General features: G+C 64.2%; 22 protein-coding genes. 7 read left to right on the forward strand and 15 right to left on the reverse strand.

Annotated features, from left to right (window positions below):
- Positions 1-11 precede the first annotated feature (11 nt).
- Positions 12-779, reverse strand: a complete 768-nt coding sequence (locus tag F4U95_RS14690; protein WP_150426204.1) for a methyltransferase domain-containing protein — start codon at positions 777-779, stop codon at positions 12-14.
- A gap of 171 nt (positions 780-950) precedes the next feature.
- On the opposite strand from F4U95_RS14690, the gene F4U95_RS14695 reads away from it, so the two are divergent.
- From F4U95_RS14695 to bfr, 3 genes are all read left to right on the forward strand, one after another.
- A complete protein-coding gene (locus tag F4U95_RS14695) occupies positions 951-2207 on the forward strand; it encodes a DUF418 domain-containing protein (RefSeq protein WP_150426205.1) in 1257 nt (418 codons plus the stop codon).
- 59 nt (positions 2208-2266) lie between these two features.
- On the forward strand, positions 2267-2437 hold the full coding sequence (locus tag F4U95_RS14700) for a (2Fe-2S)-binding protein (RefSeq protein WP_120250513.1): 171 nt from the start codon (positions 2267-2269) through the stop codon (positions 2435-2437).
- A 159-nt stretch (positions 2438-2596) separates the two neighbouring features.
- Complete coding sequence (gene bfr / locus F4U95_RS14705; protein ID WP_120250514.1) at positions 2597-3076, forward strand: bacterioferritin; 480 nt, start codon at positions 2597-2599, stop codon at positions 3074-3076.
- Positions 3077-3302: 226 nt separating this feature from the next.
- Here bfr and F4U95_RS14710 read toward each other — a convergent pair whose 3' ends face one another.
- Entirely contained in the window at positions 3303-3710 is a 408-nt protein-coding gene (locus F4U95_RS14710; protein WP_150426206.1) for a (deoxy)nucleoside triphosphate pyrophosphohydrolase, read from the reverse strand.
- Between the two features lie 82 nt (positions 3711-3792).
- Between F4U95_RS14710 and F4U95_RS14715 the strand changes: the two genes are divergently transcribed.
- Together F4U95_RS14715 and F4U95_RS14720 are read left to right on the forward strand one after the other, a co-directional pair.
- Positions 3793-3978: a Flp family type IVb pilin gene (locus F4U95_RS14715; RefSeq protein WP_120250516.1), complete on the forward strand. Its 186-nt coding sequence runs from the start codon at positions 3793-3795 to the stop codon at positions 3976-3978.
- A 139-nt stretch (positions 3979-4117) separates the two neighbouring features.
- Positions 4118-4279 carry a Flp family type IVb pilin gene (locus F4U95_RS14720; RefSeq protein WP_150426207.1) on the forward strand — a complete coding sequence of 54 codons (162 nt, stop codon included), beginning with the start codon at positions 4118-4120 and terminating at the stop codon, positions 4277-4279.
- A 71-nt stretch (positions 4280-4350) separates the two neighbouring features.
- Here the strand turns inward: F4U95_RS14720 and F4U95_RS14725 are convergent, their stop codons facing one another.
- From F4U95_RS14725 to F4U95_RS14745, 5 genes are all read right to left on the reverse strand, one after another.
- On the reverse strand, positions 4351-5829 hold the full coding sequence (locus tag F4U95_RS14725) for a M48 family metalloprotease (RefSeq protein ID WP_150426208.1): 1479 nt from the start codon (positions 5827-5829) through the stop codon (positions 4351-4353).
- A 127-nt stretch (positions 5830-5956) separates the two neighbouring features.
- Positions 5957-6901 (reverse strand): acetyl-CoA carboxylase carboxyltransferase subunit alpha, encoded by a 945-nt coding sequence (locus F4U95_RS14730; protein WP_150426209.1) that lies wholly within the window; start codon positions 6899-6901, stop codon positions 5957-5959.
- Positions 6902-6911: 10 nt separating this feature from the next.
- The gene (locus F4U95_RS14735; RefSeq protein WP_150426210.1) at positions 6912-7844 is read right to left on the reverse strand and encodes a tyrosine recombinase; all 933 of its coding nucleotides are present in this window, start codon (positions 7842-7844) and stop codon (positions 6912-6914) included.
- Between the two features lie 2 nt (positions 7845-7846).
- Positions 7847-9682 carry a hypothetical protein gene (locus tag F4U95_RS14740; RefSeq protein ID WP_150426211.1) on the reverse strand — a complete coding sequence of 612 codons (1836 nt, stop codon included), beginning with the start codon at positions 9680-9682 and terminating at the stop codon, positions 7847-7849.
- A 5-nt stretch (positions 9683-9687) separates the two neighbouring features.
- Positions 9688-9876 (reverse strand): hypothetical protein, encoded by a 189-nt coding sequence (locus F4U95_RS14745; RefSeq protein ID WP_150426212.1) that lies wholly within the window; start codon positions 9874-9876, stop codon positions 9688-9690.
- A gap of 95 nt (positions 9877-9971) precedes the next feature.
- Here F4U95_RS14745 and F4U95_RS14750 point away from each other — a divergent pair, with 95 nt between their 5' ends.
- Together F4U95_RS14750 and aroB are read left to right on the forward strand one after the other, a co-directional pair.
- Positions 9972-10520: a shikimate kinase gene (locus F4U95_RS14750; RefSeq protein ID WP_120250523.1), complete on the forward strand. Its 549-nt coding sequence runs from the start codon at positions 9972-9974 to the stop codon at positions 10518-10520.
- On the forward strand, positions 10511-11620 hold the full coding sequence (gene aroB / locus F4U95_RS14755; protein WP_150426213.1) for a 3-dehydroquinate synthase: 1110 nt from the start codon (positions 10511-10513) through the stop codon (positions 11618-11620). Before F4U95_RS14750 ends, aroB begins: the two co-directional genes overlap by 10 nt.
- Before the next feature lie 255 nt (positions 11621-11875).
- Here the strand turns inward: aroB and F4U95_RS14760 are convergent, their stop codons facing one another.
- The 8 genes from F4U95_RS14760 to bamA all read right to left on the reverse strand — a co-directional run bounded on the left by F4U95_RS14760 (position 11876) and on the right by bamA (position 17733).
- Complete coding sequence (locus F4U95_RS14760; protein ID WP_211363988.1) at positions 11876-12190, reverse strand: hypothetical protein; 315 nt, start codon at positions 12188-12190, stop codon at positions 11876-11878.
- A 70-nt stretch (positions 12191-12260) separates the two neighbouring features.
- Entirely contained in the window at positions 12261-12584 is a 324-nt protein-coding gene (locus F4U95_RS14765) for a YnfA family protein (RefSeq protein WP_150426214.1), read from the reverse strand.
- A gap of 303 nt (positions 12585-12887) precedes the next feature.
- Positions 12888-13112 (reverse strand): 50S ribosomal protein L31, encoded by a 225-nt coding sequence (gene rpmE, locus F4U95_RS14770; RefSeq protein ID WP_120250525.1) that lies wholly within the window; start codon positions 13110-13112, stop codon positions 12888-12890.
- Positions 13113-13277: 165 nt separating this feature from the next.
- On the reverse strand, positions 13278-13547 hold the full coding sequence (locus F4U95_RS14775) for a BrnA antitoxin family protein (protein ID WP_120250526.1): 270 nt from the start codon (positions 13545-13547) through the stop codon (positions 13278-13280).
- Positions 13540-13788 carry a BrnT family toxin gene (locus tag F4U95_RS14780; RefSeq protein WP_150426215.1) on the reverse strand — a complete coding sequence of 83 codons (249 nt, stop codon included), beginning with the start codon at positions 13786-13788 and terminating at the stop codon, positions 13540-13542. Before F4U95_RS14780 ends, F4U95_RS14775 begins: the two co-directional genes overlap by 8 nt.
- A gap of 145 nt (positions 13789-13933) precedes the next feature.
- Positions 13934-14410, reverse strand: a complete 477-nt coding sequence (gene fabZ / locus F4U95_RS14785) for a 3-hydroxyacyl-ACP dehydratase FabZ (protein ID WP_150426216.1) — start codon at positions 14408-14410, stop codon at positions 13934-13936.
- Between the two features lie 6 nt (positions 14411-14416).
- Positions 14417-15073: an OmpH/Skp family outer membrane protein gene (locus F4U95_RS14790; RefSeq protein ID WP_120250529.1), complete on the reverse strand. Its 657-nt coding sequence runs from the start codon at positions 15071-15073 to the stop codon at positions 14417-14419.
- Positions 15073-17733 (reverse strand): outer membrane protein assembly factor BamA, encoded by a 2661-nt coding sequence (gene bamA / locus F4U95_RS14795; RefSeq protein ID WP_211363987.1) that lies wholly within the window; start codon positions 17731-17733, stop codon positions 15073-15075. The genes F4U95_RS14790 and bamA overlap by 1 nt, the downstream gene beginning before the upstream one ends.
- Positions 17734-17779 lie beyond the last annotated feature (46 nt).

Below are 17779 nucleotides of genomic sequence, written 5' to 3' on the forward strand. Positions count from 1 at the left end.
GGCGGCCGCGCTCAGTCCGGCCGCGTCACCCGGCCGAACAAAACCTGATAGCCATCCTCGCCGCCCTCCGCCTCGAACGCGGCCATCACCCGGCGCAGGTCGGTCGGGCCCAACGGCTTGCGCCCGTCGACCGGCACCACCGCTCCGATCCCCTTCAGATGCGCGATCAGCCCGCGCGCGCCGCCACAGCCCAGCGCATAATCCTCGTCGAAGGCAAATGCGTCTGCATGGCGCCCCAGCATCGCCCGCAACGCATCCAGCGACGGATAGTCCGGCACGCCCGCCACCAGCCCGCAGGCCGCATGCGCCGCGCGCCAGTGCGCGAAGCTCCCCTGCCCCATTGTGGAGAAGATCAGGCTCCCGCCCGGCCGCAACAACCCCACCAGCCGCGCGATGCCGCCTTCCAGATCGTCGAACCACTGAAATGCCAGGCTGGACAGGATCAGGTCGAACCAAGGCCCGTCGAAAACCGGCGCCTCTCCATCCATCGTCATGAACCGGCCCGCGACCCGCCCATTGGCCGCCGCCTGCTCCAGCATGCCGGGCGAAATATCGGTCGCGATCAACTCCGCGCCGGGCCAGCGCGCCTGAATATCGCGCGTCAAAAAGCCGGTGCCGCACCCGACCTCCAATATCCGCGTCACCCCATCGGGCTGCTGCCGCTGGGCAATATCCGCCACCAGGCTCGCCGCCAGCCGCTGCGGCCCGGCATGCCCGTCATAATGCGCCGCCGCCGCACCGAATGTGTCGCTTATCCGTTGCTTGCGGGCATCGTTCATGGACGGAGCATTTTCGGTTGATCAGTCATGGTTCACGCCTTGGAGCGGCAGGCCAGCGCAGCTAAAATGCGACTGCAAGAAACAAGAACCTTTCCACCGATTGGGGAAAGGCTCTAGGCGCATGGCAGAGCTTTGCCCATTTGGCCAGTATCAGCAGGGACCATCCGCTTCATGACCGCCTCCCCCCGCAACCCCGCCCCTCGTATCCGGGCCATGGACGTGCTGCGCGGCTGCGCGGTGCTGGGTATCTTGTGGATGAACATCACCGCCTTCGCCCTGCCGCAAAACGCCTATTTCAACCCGGCGGTGGCCGGCACGCCTTCGGCCGCCGACATCGCCGCCTGGGCGGTCAGCCTGATCCTCATCGATGGCAAGATGCGCGGCCTCTTCGCCCTGCTGTTCGGCGCGTCGATGCTGTTGCTGATCGACCGGGAGGAAATGGCCGGGCGCGACGGCCGCCGGGCGCAGATGGTCCGCGCGGGCTGGCTGTTCGTCCTTGGCTGCGCCCATTTCTTCCTGCTCTGGTGGGGCGACATCTTGCGCGTCTATGCGCTGGTCAGCCTGTTCGCGCTGCTGTTCGTGAACCTGGAACCCTTTGCCCTGGTCAAACGCGCGCTGCTTTTCTTCTTCTTCCAGTTCCTGCTGTGCGCCACCTTCATCGCCAGCCTCTATCTGTGGGGCCATGCCGCCGCAGACCCCGGCGCGACCGGTATGATGCGCGACGGCTATCTGACCTTCATGGCCGCCCTGTCCGATCCCGCCAGCTCCTCCACCCAGGCGGAAATCCTCACCTATCGCGGCGGCTTCGCCACGATCCTCCAGCATAAGCTGATCGGCGTGCCGGGCGACTGGCTCTGGGGCTTCCTCTTCACCGCCTTCGAAACCATGGGCTTCATGCTGCTGGGCATGGCGATGCTGAAGGGCGGCTTTCTCACCGGTCGTTGGGACGCGGACCAATATCGCCGCACCGCTCGCCATTGCTTCCTGATCGGCGTGCCGCCCATGGCCGCACTGGCGCTCTGGGTCGCGCTCAGCGGCTTTGCGCCGCTTCCCGCTTATGGCGTGGCGCTGGCCTGGTCGCTCCCGTTCCGCATCCCGCTCACCGTGGGCTGGGCCGCCCTCATCCTCTGGCTTGCCGCCCGCCATCGCGACCATCCCCTGGTCGCCCGCCTCGCCGCCGCCGGCCGGCTGACGCTCAGCAACTATCTCGCCACCAGCCTCGTCATGACCGCGCTTTTCTATGGCTGGGGCCTCGGCCTCTTCGCCAAACTGCCACCGGCCGCGCTGCCGCTGTTCGTGCTGGCCGGATGGGTGGCGATGCTGGCCTGGTCGAAACCCTATGCCGACCGATTCGCGATGGGCCCCGCCGAATGGCTGTGGCGCAGCCTGATCAACGGCCGGTCGCAAAAGATTCGCAAAAGCGACTGAATACTATTGCGACCCATTATCAGACACGCTATTCCCGATTCGTCAGGAGAGTGTCTTCGATGGTCGTCTGCGTTTGTAATGCCATTCGTGAAAAGGATGTACGGGAAGCTGCGCGCAACGGCGCGGATACGCCGTGCAGCGCCTATGCCCAATATGGCCGCCGCCCCAAATGCGGGCAGTGCGTCCCCTTCGCGCGGACGCTGATCGCGGCGGAACGCGCATCGGCGTGAAGTCGCGCTGACTGGAATGCGAATCAACTGCACGTTACAGTTGCGAGCATGAAGCAATAGCGCACTGAAAAACCGCCATTTTCTGCGGTTTTTGGCCTTAACAGCCTATGCCTTAAACGTTATAAGCCGGCCGTTCCCCAATTGCCGGAGTATAGCGCCATGAAAGGCGACGCGAAAGTCATCGAATATTTCAACGAGGTGCTCAAGAACGAGCTGACCGCGATCAACCAGTACTTCCTTCACTATCGCATCCTCAACCATTGGGGCATCGATAAGCTGGCGAAGTTCGAATATGAAGAATCCATCGACGAGATGAAGCACGCCGACAAGGTGGCGGAACGCATTCTCTTCCTTGATGGCCTGCCCAATTTCCAGCTGCTCGGCCGCCTCAAGATCGGCGAAACGGTCGAAGAAATCCTCAAGGCCGACCTCGAGCTGGAATATGAAGCGCTGCCGGTCCTGCGCGAAGCGATCGCCTATTGCGAATCGATCAAGGATTTCGTCAGCCGCGACCTGTTTCAGTATATCCTCGAAAGCGAGGAAGAGCATGTGGACACGCTGGAAACCCAGTTCGAAATGATCGAGCGCATGGGCATCCAGAATTATGTTCAGCTTCAGAGCAAGGCGAAGGAAGACTGATTCCCGGCCTGCGCCGGCCCAGGCCGAGATGCTCGAATCTTATAAAAAGGGGCGTCCTGCGGGGCGCCCCTTTTATGTTGTACCAGCCAATAATGATATGACGCCGAAACTCCCTGTTCCCCGGCGTAGGCCGGGGCCCAGTTCCACGCTCTGATCTGGACCCTTGATGGAAGGCACGCGCCTCCCATCAACTGCGCCGGGGAACCCGTCCTATAAAATCTCGATATTACAGCAGCGCTTCGAGCAGCCCGATCAGCGGCAGGTCCGCCGGCGGCATGTCCAGCGCATACATGTGCGCGGGCTTCAACCATTTGAGCGCGGTCGCATGGCGCGCTTCTGGCACGCCCTTCCACTTGCGGCAGACATAGAGCAGCAGCAGCAGATGCCGGTCGCCGAGCGGTTCGCTGGCGAATGTCGCAGGCGCCAGGCAGCTGGCATGCGTCTCGATCCCCAGCTCCTCCTCCAGCTCGCGCACCAGCGCCGCCTCCGGCGTCTCGCCCGGCTCCACCTTGCCGCCGGGGAATTCCCACAGGTCGGCCATCGCCTTGCCGGGCGGCCGTTGTTGCAGCAGCACGCGGCCATCGGCGTCCACCAACGCTACGGCAACTACCATCAGGGGAGAAAAAGAGGCCATGTCGGTCCAGTCGGGAGGGCTTTGTTAACCCTGCTTCCTTTACACGACGACCGGGGACTGTCTGTAGCGAAACGGGGTTAATATGCGTGCGCTTGTCGAAATGCTGGCCCGTTTGCGCCTGCTCCGCTGCGAGCGCGGCGCCACGGCGGTCGAATATGGGTTGATCATCGCGATGATCGTTCTCGCCATGCTTTTGGCGCTCAACAATGTCGCCAGGAAGACATCCGGCATGTGGAACAACGTCGCGACGGAAGTTACCAAACATTAACCATCAATATTTGACAGTGTTTTCCCGCATTAAGATTTTCTCAACCGCCATTGTCTAATTCGATCCTCGCTGACCACGAATTACCATGCGGGGCGGCCGGGTAGTTAAACGTAGTAATCCATTTCCAAGGAGACATCACATGCAGTTCATCCGTAAGATGCTGAAGAACGAAAAGGGTGCCACCGCGATCGAATACGGCCTGATCGCCGCTCTGATCGCCGTCGCTGCCATCGGCGCGATGACCAGCCTGGGCACCAAGCTCGGCGGCACCTTCAACAACGTTTCGGGCAACCTGAAGTAAGCCCTGCGACGTTAGTCGAATTAAGAAGGAGGCGGCGGACGAAAGTTCGCCGCCTCTTTTCGTTTACAGGCCTACCAGGTGACGATCTTCACCCGCTGCCCGGCGCGCAACGCGCTATTTTCTTCCAGCGCGTTGATCGTCAGGAACCGGTCCAGCTGATAGTCGGTATAGGCCATCCTCTTGGCCAAAGACTGCACCGTGTCTCCGGCCTTCACCGTCACCACGTCGACGCGGCGCGGCTTGATCGCAGCCGCCTCCTGCGCGCTCAGGCGCTGGACCGATTGCAACATTGCGCTGAACGGGCCGATCCCCTGCCCTGCCTGCGTCAGCAGCAGGAAATGATAGGCCTTCCCGCCCCCGAAATCATAAGCGAAGACGGTCGCATCCACCTGGCTCGACTGGGTCGATGCGCGGACGGTGCGGTAGGCGACCGGCAGGCCGTTGATCGTCGTGCGGCTGATCTCGCCTGCCGGCACGCCGCCCTTGCCGTCGCCCAGCTTGGCGAAGACGCTGTTGATATAGGCGTCCAGATTACCGGAATAGGGTGCCGCGCTGAACTGCGCCTGTCCGCCCGATCCGGTGATCGACACTGCGTTGGCGCCATTTTCCATGCCGAAACCGCTGGGTATGGTGAAACTCAGCCGCAGGTCGGGATGGCGGAAGCGATTGCCGTCGATCACCCCCTGCTTGGGATCGTCGCCGTACAGCACGCCATCCACCGCATTCAGGAAGGCATCGCGATTGCGCACCGTGCTGGTCGCCCGCGTCGCTTCCGCCGCCTTGGCGGCTCGCTCCACGCGCGCGCCGGGATCAGGGTGGGTGCTCGCCCAGGCCGGCGTCGATCGGGCATTGCCCGTCACCTGCGCATCCAGGTCACTCTGCGCCGCCAGCGATGCCAGCATGTCGGACAGGGCGCGCGGATCATATCCACCGCTCGCCAGATAGCGGATGCCGAGGTCATCCGCCTCATACTCCTGCGTGCGCGAAAATTTGAGCGTCAACAACTGGCTGCCCGTGCCGATCCCTTTCTGGATCAGCCCCGAAAAGCCCGAATCGCCCAGCAACGCGCCCGCCAACGCACCCAGCAGCGCGCCGCCGACCGCATTGCGCTGCGCCGCCTGTTGCCGCCGCTGGCCATGCTGAGCCGCGACATGCCCCACTTCATGGCCCAGCACGCCGGCCAGTTCCGCCTCGTCGTTCATCAACGCCATCAACTGGCGCGTGACGTAGACATAGCCGCCCGGAATGGCGAAGGCGTTGTTCACCGGCGAATTGAGCAGGGTGACGGTAAAGTCCCCCTGCGCATTGGACAGGCCCGATTGCACCGCGATGCGGCGACCCACGCCCTCTACATATTTGGCCTGTGGCCCCACATAGGCGCCGCCAAATTCCTTCATCAATTCAGGATGCTGCTTGGCGCCGCTCGCCTTGTCCTGCGCACTGATGTTCGACACCGTGCGAATCGCCCGCTGCTGCCCGATCACCACCGGCGCACTCGCCGCCATCGCCAGCACCGCGCCGGCGCAGCCCAGCTTCCACTTCCAGTCCATGTCTCTCCACCCTCGACGTTACCCCAACGTAACGACGGAAATGGCGGCCCGTTCCAGAAAAAGCCAGTAGTTAAACGGTCAATGGAGCCTGTTCCCCGGCGAAGGCCGGGGTCCAGCTAAAACTTCGTTAAGCGCCGATGGCCAGAAACTTGTCGGCGCGGTCGGTGCGCAGCGCATCGGCCGACAACCCATCGAGCGCACCCAGTTCCGCCTCGATCGCACCACCCAGATTGGCGATCGCCTGCACCGGATCGCGATGGGCGCCGCCCACCGGTTCCGCCACGATCCGGTCGATCACGCCCAGCGCCTTCAAATGTTGCGCCGTCACCTGCATCGCGGTCGCCGCATCGCTCGCCTTGTCGGCGGTACGCCACAGGATCGACGCGCAGCCTTCGGGCGAGATCACCGAATAGATGGCATGTTCGAACATCAGCACGCGGTTGGCCGCCGCCAGCGCGATCGCGCCGCCCGACCCGCCTTCGCCCACCACCGCCGCGACCATCGGCACGCCCAGCTTCAGGCAGGCCTCGGTCGAACGCGCAATGGCTTCGGCCTGACCGCGCTCTTCCGCCTGAACGCCCGGAAAGGCGCCCGACGTATCGACCAGGCTGACGACCGGCAGGCCGAACCGGTCGGCCAATTCCATCAGGCGGATCGCCTTGCGATAGCCTTCGGGCTTGGCCATGCCGAAATTGTGGCGCACGCGGCTGGCGGTATCGTCGCCCTTTTCATGGCCGATCACCATCACCTTGCGCTCACCCAGCGTCGCGAAGCCGCCGATGATCGCCTGATCGTCGGCAAAGGCGCGGTCGCCGGCCAGCGGCATGAAATTGTCGAACATGCCCGCGACATAGTCCTTGAAGTGCGGGCGTTCGGCATGCCGCGCCACCTGCGTCTTCTGCCAGGGCGTCAACTTGCCATAGGTGTCGGACAACAGCTTGGCCGCGCGCTGCTCCAGCGTCGCGATCTCGCCGTCGATGTTGATGTCGCCCACACTGGCGGTGGCGCGCAATTCAACGATGCGCGCTTCCAGCTCAGCGATCGGCTTTTCGAATTCCAGAAAGCTTACCATGGCCCGTGCGTTACGGCGCTGGCGCGTCGTCGTCAACGCGCTGATGCGGCTTCTTCGCGCGCATCCCCGCCAGCGGATGCCGCTGGTTGACCAGTTCGACCAGCCGCCGGCTATCGACATGGGTATAGATTTGCGTCGTGCCGATATCCGCATGGCCCAGCATGGATTGCAACGCGCGCAGATCCGCGCCCCCTTCCAGCAGATGCGTGGCAAAGGCATGGCGCAACACATGCGGGCTGACCCGCTCGGGCGCGATACCGCTCGCCGCCGCCAATGTCTTGACCAGCTGGTATAGCCTTATGCGGCTCAAATGGCTCTTGCCCGAGGGAAACAGCCACATACTGTCCCCCGGCACATGCGGCAGCCAGACGGCGACCGCGGCCCGCGCCCGGTCCGAAATCGGCACCAGCCGCTCGCGCGCGCCCTTCCCCTTCAGGATCAGGAATGGCCGATCATGCGACAGCGCCCGGCGCGGCAACGACACCAGTTCGGTCGCGCGCAAGCCCGACCCATAAAGCAGCTCGATCAGCGCCGCGAGCCGCAGGTCCGCCGGCACGGGATGCTCTACATCCAGCCGTTCGGCGATCGTCGCAAAGAATCGATCCACCTCCGCCACCGACAAGATCTTCGGCAAGGCGCGCTGCGTCACCGGGCGCGGCAGCGCGGCGGAGGGATTGTCGGCGCGCAGCCCCTCTTCCTCCAGAAAGCCGTAAAAGGCCCGCAATGCCGACGCCTTGCGCGCCACGGACGACGCCGCCAGTGCCGCCCAGGCGACAGCCAGCGTCCCCAGCCCATCCTTGCTCGCCCCGGCCAGTCCGCCCAGCAGCTCGCCCGCACCGTTCAGGTCGGCCCGATAGGCCAGCAGCGTATTGCGCGACGCGCCGCGTTCCGCCGCCATCATTTCCAGAAAGCGGTCGATCAGGCCGGCGTCATCTGCTGTCATGATCAGGCCCGGCTGATCGCCTCGGCCGCGATCATCCGCGCCTCGGGGTCCAGTCCCACGCGATGCAGCGCGGCCACGACATGATAGAGGTGCCCGGCCGGCAAGCGGCTCCAGTCATTGCCCTGCATGCCGACGGCCGCCAGCAACGCGACCGTGCCCTTCTCGCCCCGCTGCGCCGCCGCACCGATGGCGCGCGCCCAACGGCTGTTGGCGCTGAGCGCAAAGCCATTATCCTGCGCCAGCGTGGCGGCATCCTGCGCGGGCAGGCGCGACAGACCGGCCAGCGCCGCAATCAGCATCCGCCCCTTGTCCGCGCCGACATCGCCGACATAGCCGGACACGCGGCTGCTGTTGATCTCGACCACCGCGCTCGGCGCCCCGACCGCCAGCAACGCCCAGAATTGCGAAGCCCCCGCTCCGTCCAGCTGCCCCAGCGCCCGCGCCCAGCGCGCCGCGTTGCGGTCATAACCGGCCGTCAGCATGGATCCGACCAGATTGGCCGCATCCTGCGCATCGGCCTGCGCCACCGGCAGCGCGGCGGCAGCCCGCGCCGTCGCTATCAGGCCCAGATAGTCGGGCTTGCCATTATCGCCCCACCAATTGTGCATCGCGCCGATCCGGTCGCCCACCGTCGCCCCGGAAAAGGCGGTGCGCAGCGAATCGATCCGGTCGGCGGCATCGGCCGGCGCATCGCCATCCGTCCCCATCTGACCATAGAAACCGACCAGCGCCGCGCTGGACAATACCCCCAGCCGCGCCGCGATATCGACGCCCGGCCGGCGCTTCACCGCGCTCAACGCCGGCGCGCGCGCTTCCCACGCCCGCACATGCGGGCCGACGGTGCCGTACAGCGTATCGGGAATTTCGACATTCAGCGCCGTCGCCAGGCCAAAGCGCCAGGCGGTCAGGCGGTCGACGCCATCCCATTCGATCTTCACCGACCGACGCGCGTTGAAACCGGTGCCCACGATCTTCTCGGCCAGCCGATAGTCGATACCGCGTACCACGCCCTTGCGTTGCGCCTGGTTGAGCGCACCGCTCGACGTGCCCTGATCGCCCGACAGCGCCGGGCAGATCGCCCGCGTCATGTCCCAACCGGGCGCCTTGCTGAAGCGCAGCGCGCCGGCCCACAGCGGACACAGCCCTGCCGGATCGGCCGCCGCCAGATAGGTTTCCATCGCCACGGCATAGAGGCGCGGCGAATAGCGATCCGCGTCCACGCTCTGCACCATCAATCGGGCATTGTCCGCCTCGCCCATGCGCAGCAGCAACCAGGCGCGCTCCGCCGCCCAGTCCGCCCCGTCGATGTCGCGCGGCGTATCGACCGCGCTCAGCAACGCCCGGCGCAACAGGATGGAGGCCCATCGCGACACGATCGGCGCATGGGTCTGCTTCATCAGCGCGGCCAGATATTTGCCGGATTCGCCCCCAAAGGCGTCCGGCTCGAACCCGCGCGTCTGCGGCGTCAGCGGCCCGATCCGCTCCAGCGACCGGCGCGCCGTTTCGGGCAGGTCATATTTCGCCTTCTGCGCCGCGATTTCCTCGGGCGTCAGCGCGTCTTCGGCCGCATTCTGCGCCTGGATCAGCGACAGGTCGGGCGGTGTCGCCGGATTGAGCGGCTGCACCATCGGTGTGGATGGCGTCGCGGCCGGCGGCCGGATGACGACCGGCGCGCCCTGCGCCGGCTGGGCCGGACGCGGCGCGGCCGGCGCTTCGGGCGCATCGCCGAAACCGGGCGGCAGCAGCGATTCGGGCGCCTGCTGCGCGACGACCGGCAGGGTCAGCGCCAGCGCAAAGCTGCCCAGCGCCCATTTCGCATTAGCGCGCGGCCAGCGCATCCGCCTTACTGGCCCAGCTTCTCTGCGGGGATGACCTTTTCGACGCGCTGCTGCGGCTGCTCGCCACCGCGCGACCAGAAAAAGGCCAGCAGTGCGACAAGCAACAGGACCAAAGCGATAGGGATGATCGGCAAGCTGGTGCCACGGCGACGCTGGCTACCTTCGAAACTGCTGAAGTTGCGATTATTCTTCATAAGTCCTTGGCTATGACTGGCCCGGAAACTTGGCCGGGGGAAAGAAAAAGATGCGATTTGCCTCTGTGACGGCTGGCTGTATAGCCCCGCAAGCCATGCAGCGAAACAGCAAAATCCCCCACAGCCCGGCGCGACGCGGTCCCATCGTCCTGGTGGGGATGATGGGCGTGGGCAAATCCACGGTCGGCCGCCGTCTTGCGGCCCGCCTCGGCCTCAACTTCGTCGACGCCGACGAAGAGATTGAAAAGGCCGCCGGCATGACCGTGACGGAGATTTTCGAACGCTATGGCGAATCCTATTTCCGCGACGGCGAACGGCGGGTCATCGCCCGGCTGATGGACGGCGTGCCAAAGGTCATCGCCACCGGCGGCGGCGCCTTCATGCAGGATGAAACGCGCAAACTGATTCTCGACGCCGCGACCGCCATCTGGCTGGACGCGGATATCGAGATACTGGTCGATCGCGTCGCCCGGCGAGAAAGCCGCCCGCTGCTCAAAAATCGCGATCCCCGCATCGTCCTCACGGAACTGGCGGCGGTGCGCAACCCCGTCTACGCGCTCGCGCCCATTCATGTAAAAAGCATCGCCGCCCCGCATGAAGTCGCGGTCGACAGCATCATGGAGCAATTGACCGCATGGCATTAGTCCGCGTCGCGCTGGGTGCGCGCAGCTATGATATCCTGATCGAACAGGGCGCGCTCGACCGCGCCGGCACCATCCTCGCCCCCTATGCGCGCAAGGGGCGCCTGGTCGTCGTCACCGACGCCAATGTGGCCAAGGCCCAGCTGCCCCGCCTCGACGCCAGCCTGCGCGCCGCCGACATCGCGGTCGAACCGATCATCCTGCCACCGGGCGAACAGACCAAGAGCTGGCGCCATCTGGAACAGCTGCTCGACGCGCTGCTCGCGCTGGAAATCGAACGCGGCGACCATATCGTCGCGCTGGGCGGCGGCGTGATCGGCGATCTGGTCGGCTTTGCCGCCTCTATCCTGAAACGCGGCTGCCACTTCATCCAGGTGCCCACCACTTTGCTGGCGCAGGTCGATTCGTCGGTCGGCGGCAAGACCGCGATCAATGCGAAGGCCGGCAAGAATCTGATCGGCAGCTTCTACCAGCCCGCCCTGGTCCTCATCGACCCCTCGACGCTCGACAGCCTGCCCTTGCGCGAAACCCGCGCCGGCTATGCCGAAGTCGTCAAATATGGCCTGATCGACGATCCCGCCTTCTTCGCCTGGTGCGACGCCAATGCCGCCGCGCTGCTGGCGGGCGATCCGGACGCGCGCACCTACGCGATCGAGCGCAGCGTTCAGGCCAAGGCCGCGATCGTCGCCGATGATGAGCGCGAAACCTCCGGCCGCCGTGCCCTGCTCAACCTCGGCCATACCTTCGGCCATGCGCTGGAGGCCGATACCGGCTTTTCCGACACGCTGCTCCATGGGGAGGGCGTCGCCGCCGGCATGGCGCTCGCCTTCCGCTATTCCGCCCGCCTTGGCCTCTGCCCAGCGGACGAAGCCGACCGCGTGACCGCGCATCTTCAGGCCGTGGGCCTACCCCACGACCTCGTCAGCGCGCATGTGAAGGCCCACGGCGCCGAACTGGTCGGCCATATGCTGCATGACAAGAAGATGGCGGCCGGCACCCTCCCCTTCCTGCTCGCCCTCGGCATCGGCCAGACCTTCCTGTCGAAGGACGTCGTACTGGACGACGTCGCCACCTTCCTCAACGCAGATCGCGCCGGGGCGTAGGCTGACCTCATATGAAGCGTTCCCCGGCGAAGTTGATGGGAGGCACGCGACTCCCATCAAGGGCCCAGTTCCACAGTCGCAACTGGACCCCGGCCTTCGCCGGGGAACGCTGAGTTATATATTCACGTCATCGCAACGGTTCGATCTCGGATCAAACCACCCACCCCCGTTCGGCTCGAGCATGTCGAGAAACGCAGCCACCGCGCACGCCCTTCCTCGACTCCGCTCGAAACGAACGGCCGCAGGTAAAACCCCTCAATAAGTCCGGCTGGTCACCTTCGCCGTCCCGTCGGGCAAGATCTGGATCAGGTGCGCGCTCTCATTATTGCACTGCGCCTTCCACCCGCGCACGCCATGGCGGATCTCGGCACGCTCCGACCCCGTCACTTCCGGGCAAGCCGCTCCGCTATCGCGGATCGCCTTGGCAAAGACGCCATTGCGCAAATCCTCGTCCAGCTTGGCGACCTGCGCTGTCGCGCCGGTTTCCGGCTCGATCCGGTTGTCGCTCACCACCTGGTCTGCGCCACTCTCGCCACAGCCGGCCAGCGCGCAGGCCAGCCCCAATATCATCAGCGTCCGCACATATCGTCTCCCACTCACCGGACCGTCTCTGCCCGCTGCCATCGTCCAGCGCAAATCCTCACGCCGATCGCGGCCCCCACAGGATGACCGCGCCACCCATCAAACAAATGGCCATGCCGATCAGATCCCATCTGTCGGGCCGCACGCCTTCGGCCGCCCACAGCCAGCCGACCGCCGCCAGAATATAGATGGACCCATAGGCCGCATAGGCCCGCCCTGCATTGTCCGCCTCCACCAGCGTCAGCAGCCATGCGAACAGGCATAGCGACGCGACGCCGGGCACCAGCCACGCGATCGACCGCCCCATCCGCAGCCACACCCAAAAGGCGAAGCAGCCCGCAATCTCCGCCAGCGCGGCCCCGATATAGACAAGCACAGCCATACCCATCGCCTGACAGGATCGCGAACGGATCGCAAGATGGCCGTCCGCCAAGGCGACACAGGCCCAACATTTCACCCACCCGCGCATCCCGCAACAAGCCGGACATTCCCCTGCATCATTGCGCGCCTAGACAAGTCCCTATCAGCGGCACCCCCACAGACCCCCTTCTGTCGCCGTTGACTCTCCCCTGAACCTCGGCCTCCAGCTTTTAGCTGGAGGCCCTTTTTTTGCCCGGTGGCCCGCCCGGACAGGCACAAAAAAAGGCGCCCGCAGGCGCCCTTTTCCTCAACCATCGAAGGCCGATTACTTCTTCAGCGTCAGACCGCCGAAACGCTTGTTGAAGCGCGCCACCTGGCCACCGGTGTCCAGCTGACGGTTGCCGCCGGTCCATGCCGGATGCGACTTGGGATCGATGTCGAGCGCCAGCGTGTCGCCTTCCTTGCCCCAGGTCGAACGGGTCTGGAACGTGGTACCGTCGGTCATCTGAACGGTGATGACGTGATAGTCGGGGTGGGTATTGGCCTTCATGGCGACTGTGCTCCGTTAAAAGGCCGGTTCCGACCGGCCATGGATGCTGAAAAATAGCGAAGGCGCGCCGTTAGCCGGTTCGGCGCGCCTTGGCAAGATATTCTGCGCAGTCATATCAAATGAAGCCTATGACATATCTTCCGCGGCCACCACATGGAGTCACTCTCACACGCCAAGCGCCCTACGCAAAACATCATTCAGCCGCGTTTGCCACCCGGGGCCGCCTGCTTTCAACTTTGCCAACACGTCCTGATCCAGACGCACCGTCGTACTCACCTTCGTCGGTGTCTTTTGCGCGCCGCGACGGCGGATCGTCGCCGCCAGGTCCGGAAATGCCTCGTTGAAAGGCACCGCGCGCGCAAAATCCTCTTTCGTCCATTCCGGATTATCCGCGACAGCATCGGCATCGGCTTGGGTATAGGCCTGATCACCCATTGAAGAGCATCCTTTCCATCTTGCTGGCCGGACGCGCGGAGATGATGGAAATCCCTTCGCTGCCCAATCTTGCGAAAATAACGGCTATGACCCCATTCAGCCGCCCGATCGCAGCATAGCGATCCTGCTTGGCCTCACGAATGATGGCAGAAGCGAAGAAACTCTCATCAATATCGGCAAAATCGATGCCATGTTTGACGATGTTCGCCCATCGCTTCGGCTCATCCCACATGATGATCATGGGTGAAGAATAGCAGAAATCGGCTGCTCAGGCACGCAAATTGTTGTTACGGAATAGGTCGCCCAAGTCGGAAACCGCATGCAACAGAAAAAGGGCGGCCAATGACCGCCCTTCTCTTCATGTCGCGCGCCTGGATGTGCTCAACTTAATCCTTCGGCGGATCGCTGATCATCGCGACGAAATTGGCTTCCGCCGCCAGCTTGCCGTCGATCAGCGCCTTGCCGCTGAACTTGCAGATCGCGCCGCGATTTTGCGTCACTTCCACATGCAGGTCGAGCAGGCAGCCCGGCTCCACCGGGGTGCGGAACTTCGCGCCGTCGATGCTCATGAAATAGACGAGCTTGCCCGAATCGGCCAGGTTCATCGATTCCACCGCCAGCACGCCCGCCGCCTGTGCCATCGCTTCCACGATCAGCACGCCGGGCATGATCGGCCGCGTGGGGAAATGCCCTTGGAAAAACGGCTCGTTCACCGACACCGCCTTGATCGCGTGGATCGACTGGTTGGGCACCAGCGTCACCACACGATCCACCAGCAGCATCGGGTAACGATGCGGCAGCGCGGCCATGACCCGACGGACATCCATCGGGCCAAGGGCGGTCGTTTCAACCTCTCCGGTCATCTCTTATCAGCGCGACTTGGGTGCCTGCGCCGGGGTCGCCGGAGCGGGTGCGGCGGCAGCGCCCTGACCCTGGCCACCGGGCTGCCAGCCGGCCGGCGGCGTGATGCTGACGCTGGGGACCAGGCCGTTCAGTTCGGTGATGACGGCAGGCGTGATGTCCGCGCCAGCGCCGAAGCTTTCGGTCGCCTGCTTCTTGAACACGATTTCCGACTTGGTCTTGGCGGTCGCGGCCTTCAGCGCGTCGTCCAGCTTGTCGACGATCTGCTGCTCGACATAGGCGCGGGCCAGGCCGATCGGCTGGCCCATGCGCTGCAATTCGGCCTGTGCGGCCTGCTGCGCCTGCTGATACTGCTGATACTGGGTTTCGATCGCCGGGGTCGGCTTGTTGCCGGCGGCCTTCAGCGCGGTCTGAAGCGCGTCGCCCTTGGTCTTGAGGTCCGCCTCGATCGCGGTGCGACGCGTGTTCAGCGCATCGATCTGCGGCTTATAGGTGGTCTGCATCTGGCTGATCGCCGTGGTGAAGGCAGCGCTCTTGGCGACGGCTTCTTCCAGGTCGACCACGGCGATGCCCGACTTGGTCTGGGCAACGGCCGGAACGGCGGTCATCGCGATGGCAGTCATGGGTGCCAGCGTCAGAGCCGCGGCCTTGAAAATCGTCTTCATCAGAATTGAGTCCCTACGTTGAAGGTGATGAGCTTGTTGTCGTCCCCTGGTTCTTTCAACAGGGCCTTGGCGATGTCGATCCGGAACGGGCCGAAGGGCGAGTTCCAGTTGACGCCAAAGCCCACCGACAGACGCGGCTTGAGCGTGTCGCCGAGATATTGTTCCACAAACCCGCCGGTCACCGCATAGTCCGACGCGCTGGTATAGGCGACGGGGCAAACCGGATTGGCGGCCGTGCCGCTCGCGCGGACAGTCGTCTGGCCGGTGGCCGAGCAATAGCCGGGGAACTGGCCGGTGCCGTTGATCAGGCCCGGCGATTTCAGGCCGCCGACAGCGCCGGCATCCATGAAGATGGACGGGCGCAGGCCCATTTCACGAGCGCCCGAACCCAGCGGGATTTCGACTTCGGCGCGGGCCAGATAGTAGAGCTTGCCGCCCAGCGCGTCGTCGGTCCGGTTGTTGGTGCCGGTGATCTGTTCGCCGGTGGCGACGCCACCTTCGACCGTGGTGCTGTAATAGCGGCGCACGATGCGCGGGCCGACGCCGCGAATGTCGAAGCCACGGAATTGCGGCTCGCCCAGGAAGAAGCGGTCGGTCAGGCGGACCCGGTCGACCAGTGCCCCGGTCGAGTCACGACGTTCGCCTTCCAGGCTGTGGATATAGCCACCCTCACCCGACAGCGAGAAGATGAAGCCACCGCCCAGCGGTACATATTTCGCACCCTGCAAACGGGTACGAACATATTTCACGCTGCCGCCCAGGCCCGCGAAATCCTGGCTCAGCGTCAGATTCTGGCCACGGGTCGCGCGAATGCGATTGTCGCGGGTGTCGTAGATCAACGAATAGCCAAGCGACGAGGTCGTCCGCTTGCCGATCGCATCGCACAGATAGCGGCCGGCCAGGATCGGGTCGCACTGCCCGTCGGTGTAATAGGTCGCCTTGTCCAGCGTCACGTCATCGAAATTGAGGCTGTAGCGCAGCGCCAGCGACATATATTCGGTGATCGGCACGCCGGCGCGGATCTGGAAGCCGGTGGTCGACTGTTCATAGGTCGTATCGCGCGTATTGCTGGTCAGATAGCGGAAGCTGTTGAGATCGCGGCGATAGATGTCACCGCCCAGCGCGATATTCTTGTCCATGAAATAAGGCTCGGTAAAGCCCACTTCGATCGACTTGCTATAGGCCGAATAATTGACCGACGTGCGCAGTTCCTGGCCCTTGCCGCGGAAGTTGCGCTGCGTGATCGACGCCGACACGATGAAGCGTTCAAGGCTCGAGAAACCGGCCGACAGCGACAATTCGCCGGTCGACTTTTCCTGCACGTTGGTTTCCAGCACGATGCGGTCGGGCGCGGAGCCCGGCTTCTGCTCGACGTCCAGCTTCTCCTGGAAGAAGCCGAGCGAATTGATGCGATCCTTCGACCGCTTCACCAGGAAGCTGTTGAACGCGTCGCCTTCGGCCAGGCGGAATTCGCGGCGCACGACCTTGTCCTGCGTCAGCGTGTTGCCGTTGATGTCGACCCGCTCGACATAGACGCGCGGCGCGTTGGCGATGCGGAAATTAATCCCCATCGTCAGGTCTTCCTTCGACCGGTTGAAGTCCGGCGACACGTCGGCGAAGGCATAGCCGAACAGGCCGGCCGTCTCGCTCAGCGTATCGACCGTGTCTTCGACCTGCTTGGCGTTGTACCAGTCGCCCTTCTTCATCGGCAGGCGCTTGGTCAGGCCGTCGCCGGACAGGTCGCGAATGTCGGATTCGACCTTCACGTCGCCGAATTTGTAGCGGTCGCCTTCTTCCACCACATAGGTGATGATGAAGTCCTGCTTGTCCGGCGTCAGCTCCGCCACGGCGGAAATCACGCGGAAATCGGCATAGCCTTCGGTCAGGTAGAATTGGCGCAGCTTCTGCTGGTCATAGGCCAGACGATCGGGATCGTAGCTGGTGCCCGACGAAAAGACGCGGAACCAGCGCGACTGCTTCGTCACCATCTGGGTGCGCAGCTCGCCGTCCTTGAACTTCTCGTTGCCGATGATGTTGATCTGGCGGACCTTGGATTTCGGCCCTTCCGAAATCTCGAAGACGATGTCGACGCGGTTCTGGTCCAGCTGGACCATCTTCGGCTCGATCGTCGCGGCGAAACGGCCCTGGCGGCGATACAGTTCGACGATACGGGCAACGTCCGCGCGCACCTTGGACCGCGTGTAGATTTGGCGCGGAGCCAGTTTTATTTCAGGACGAATCTTGTCTTCCTTGAGGCGCTTATTACCTTCAAGGACGATACGGTTGATGACCGGGTTTTCCTTCACCTCGACGGTGAGCGACCCGTTGTCGTTGCGGATCTGGACGTCCGCGAACAGCTCCGTTTCGTACAGGTCGCGCAGCGCCTGGTCCAGGCTCTCCTGGCTGTAGGGCTGGCCGATGCGCAGCTTGGTGTAGGACAATATCGTGTCCGGTTCCAGGCGCTGGGTGCCGATCACGCTGATCGCGCGGACCGTGCCCTGCGTCGGCGAAGTGGCGGCCGGCGCTCCTGCGGGCGCGGCCAGCGTGCCTGCCGGTGCCGGCGTCTGCTGGGCCGCCGCTTGCTGGGCCTGCACGCCCGCAATCATGGTCGTCGCCAACAGGGCGGCCACGACCGGGCGCTGCCTCAAGCTGCTCTTCATCGCTGTCACCCGCATCACCTCAAAAACTCGCAATAAAATGTTTCCG

The organism is Sphingobium limneticum, from assembly GCF_008710165.1.
Lineage (GTDB): Bacteria > Pseudomonadota > Alphaproteobacteria > Sphingomonadales > Sphingomonadaceae > Sphingobium > Sphingobium limneticum.

Coding starts and splice junctions, on each gene's coding strand:
- F4U95_RS14690 (WP_150426204.1), bottom strand. CDS start 779: ATGAACGATGCCCGCAAGCAACGGATAAGCGACACATTCGGTGCGGCG.
- F4U95_RS14695 (WP_150426205.1), top strand. CDS start 951: ATGACCGCCTCCCCCCGCAACCCCGCCCCTCGTATCCGGGCCATGGAC.
- F4U95_RS14700 (WP_120250513.1), top strand. CDS start 2,267: ATGGTCGTCTGCGTTTGTAATGCCATTCGTGAAAAGGATGTACGGGAA.
- bfr (WP_120250514.1), top strand. CDS start 2,597: ATGAAAGGCGACGCGAAAGTCATCGAATATTTCAACGAGGTGCTCAAG.
- F4U95_RS14710 (WP_150426206.1), bottom strand. CDS start 3,710: ATGGCCTCTTTTTCTCCCCTGATGGTAGTTGCCGTAGCGTTGGTGGAC.
- F4U95_RS14715 (WP_120250516.1), top strand. CDS start 3,793: ATGCGTGCGCTTGTCGAAATGCTGGCCCGTTTGCGCCTGCTCCGCTGC.
- F4U95_RS14720 (WP_150426207.1), top strand. CDS start 4,118: ATGCAGTTCATCCGTAAGATGCTGAAGAACGAAAAGGGTGCCACCGCG.
- F4U95_RS14725 (WP_150426208.1), bottom strand. CDS start 5,829: ATGGACTGGAAGTGGAAGCTGGGCTGCGCCGGCGCGGTGCTGGCGATG.
- F4U95_RS14730 (WP_150426209.1), bottom strand. CDS start 6,901: ATGGTAAGCTTTCTGGAATTCGAAAAGCCGATCGCTGAGCTGGAAGCG.
- F4U95_RS14735 (WP_150426210.1), bottom strand. CDS start 7,844: ATGACAGCAGATGACGCCGGCCTGATCGACCGCTTTCTGGAAATGATG.
- F4U95_RS14740 (WP_150426211.1), bottom strand. CDS start 9,682: ATGCGCTGGCCGCGCGCTAATGCGAAATGGGCGCTGGGCAGCTTTGCG.
- F4U95_RS14745 (WP_150426212.1), bottom strand. CDS start 9,876: ATGAAGAATAATCGCAACTTCAGCAGTTTCGAAGGTAGCCAGCGTCGC.
- F4U95_RS14750 (WP_120250523.1), top strand. CDS start 9,972: ATGCAGCGAAACAGCAAAATCCCCCACAGCCCGGCGCGACGCGGTCCC.
- aroB (WP_150426213.1), top strand. CDS start 10,511: ATGGCATTAGTCCGCGTCGCGCTGGGTGCGCGCAGCTATGATATCCTG.
- F4U95_RS14760 (WP_211363988.1), bottom strand. CDS start 12,190: ATGATATTGGGGCTGGCCTGCGCGCTGGCCGGCTGTGGCGAGAGTGGC.
- F4U95_RS14765 (WP_150426214.1), bottom strand. CDS start 12,584: ATGGCTGTGCTTGTCTATATCGGGGCCGCGCTGGCGGAGATTGCGGGC.
- rpmE (WP_120250525.1), bottom strand. CDS start 13,112: ATGAAGGCCAATACCCACCCCGACTATCACGTCATCACCGTTCAGATG.
- F4U95_RS14775 (WP_120250526.1), bottom strand. CDS start 13,547: ATGGGTGATCAGGCCTATACCCAAGCCGATGCCGATGCTGTCGCGGAT.
- F4U95_RS14780 (WP_150426215.1), bottom strand. CDS start 13,788: ATGATCATCATGTGGGATGAGCCGAAGCGATGGGCGAACATCGTCAAA.
- fabZ (WP_150426216.1), bottom strand. CDS start 14,410: ATGACCGGAGAGGTTGAAACGACCGCCCTTGGCCCGATGGATGTCCGT.
- F4U95_RS14790 (WP_120250529.1), bottom strand. CDS start 15,073: ATGAAGACGATTTTCAAGGCCGCGGCTCTGACGCTGGCACCCATGACT.
- bamA (WP_211363987.1), bottom strand. CDS start 17,733: ATGAAGAGCAGCTTGAGGCAGCGCCCGGTCGTGGCCGCCCTGTTGGCG.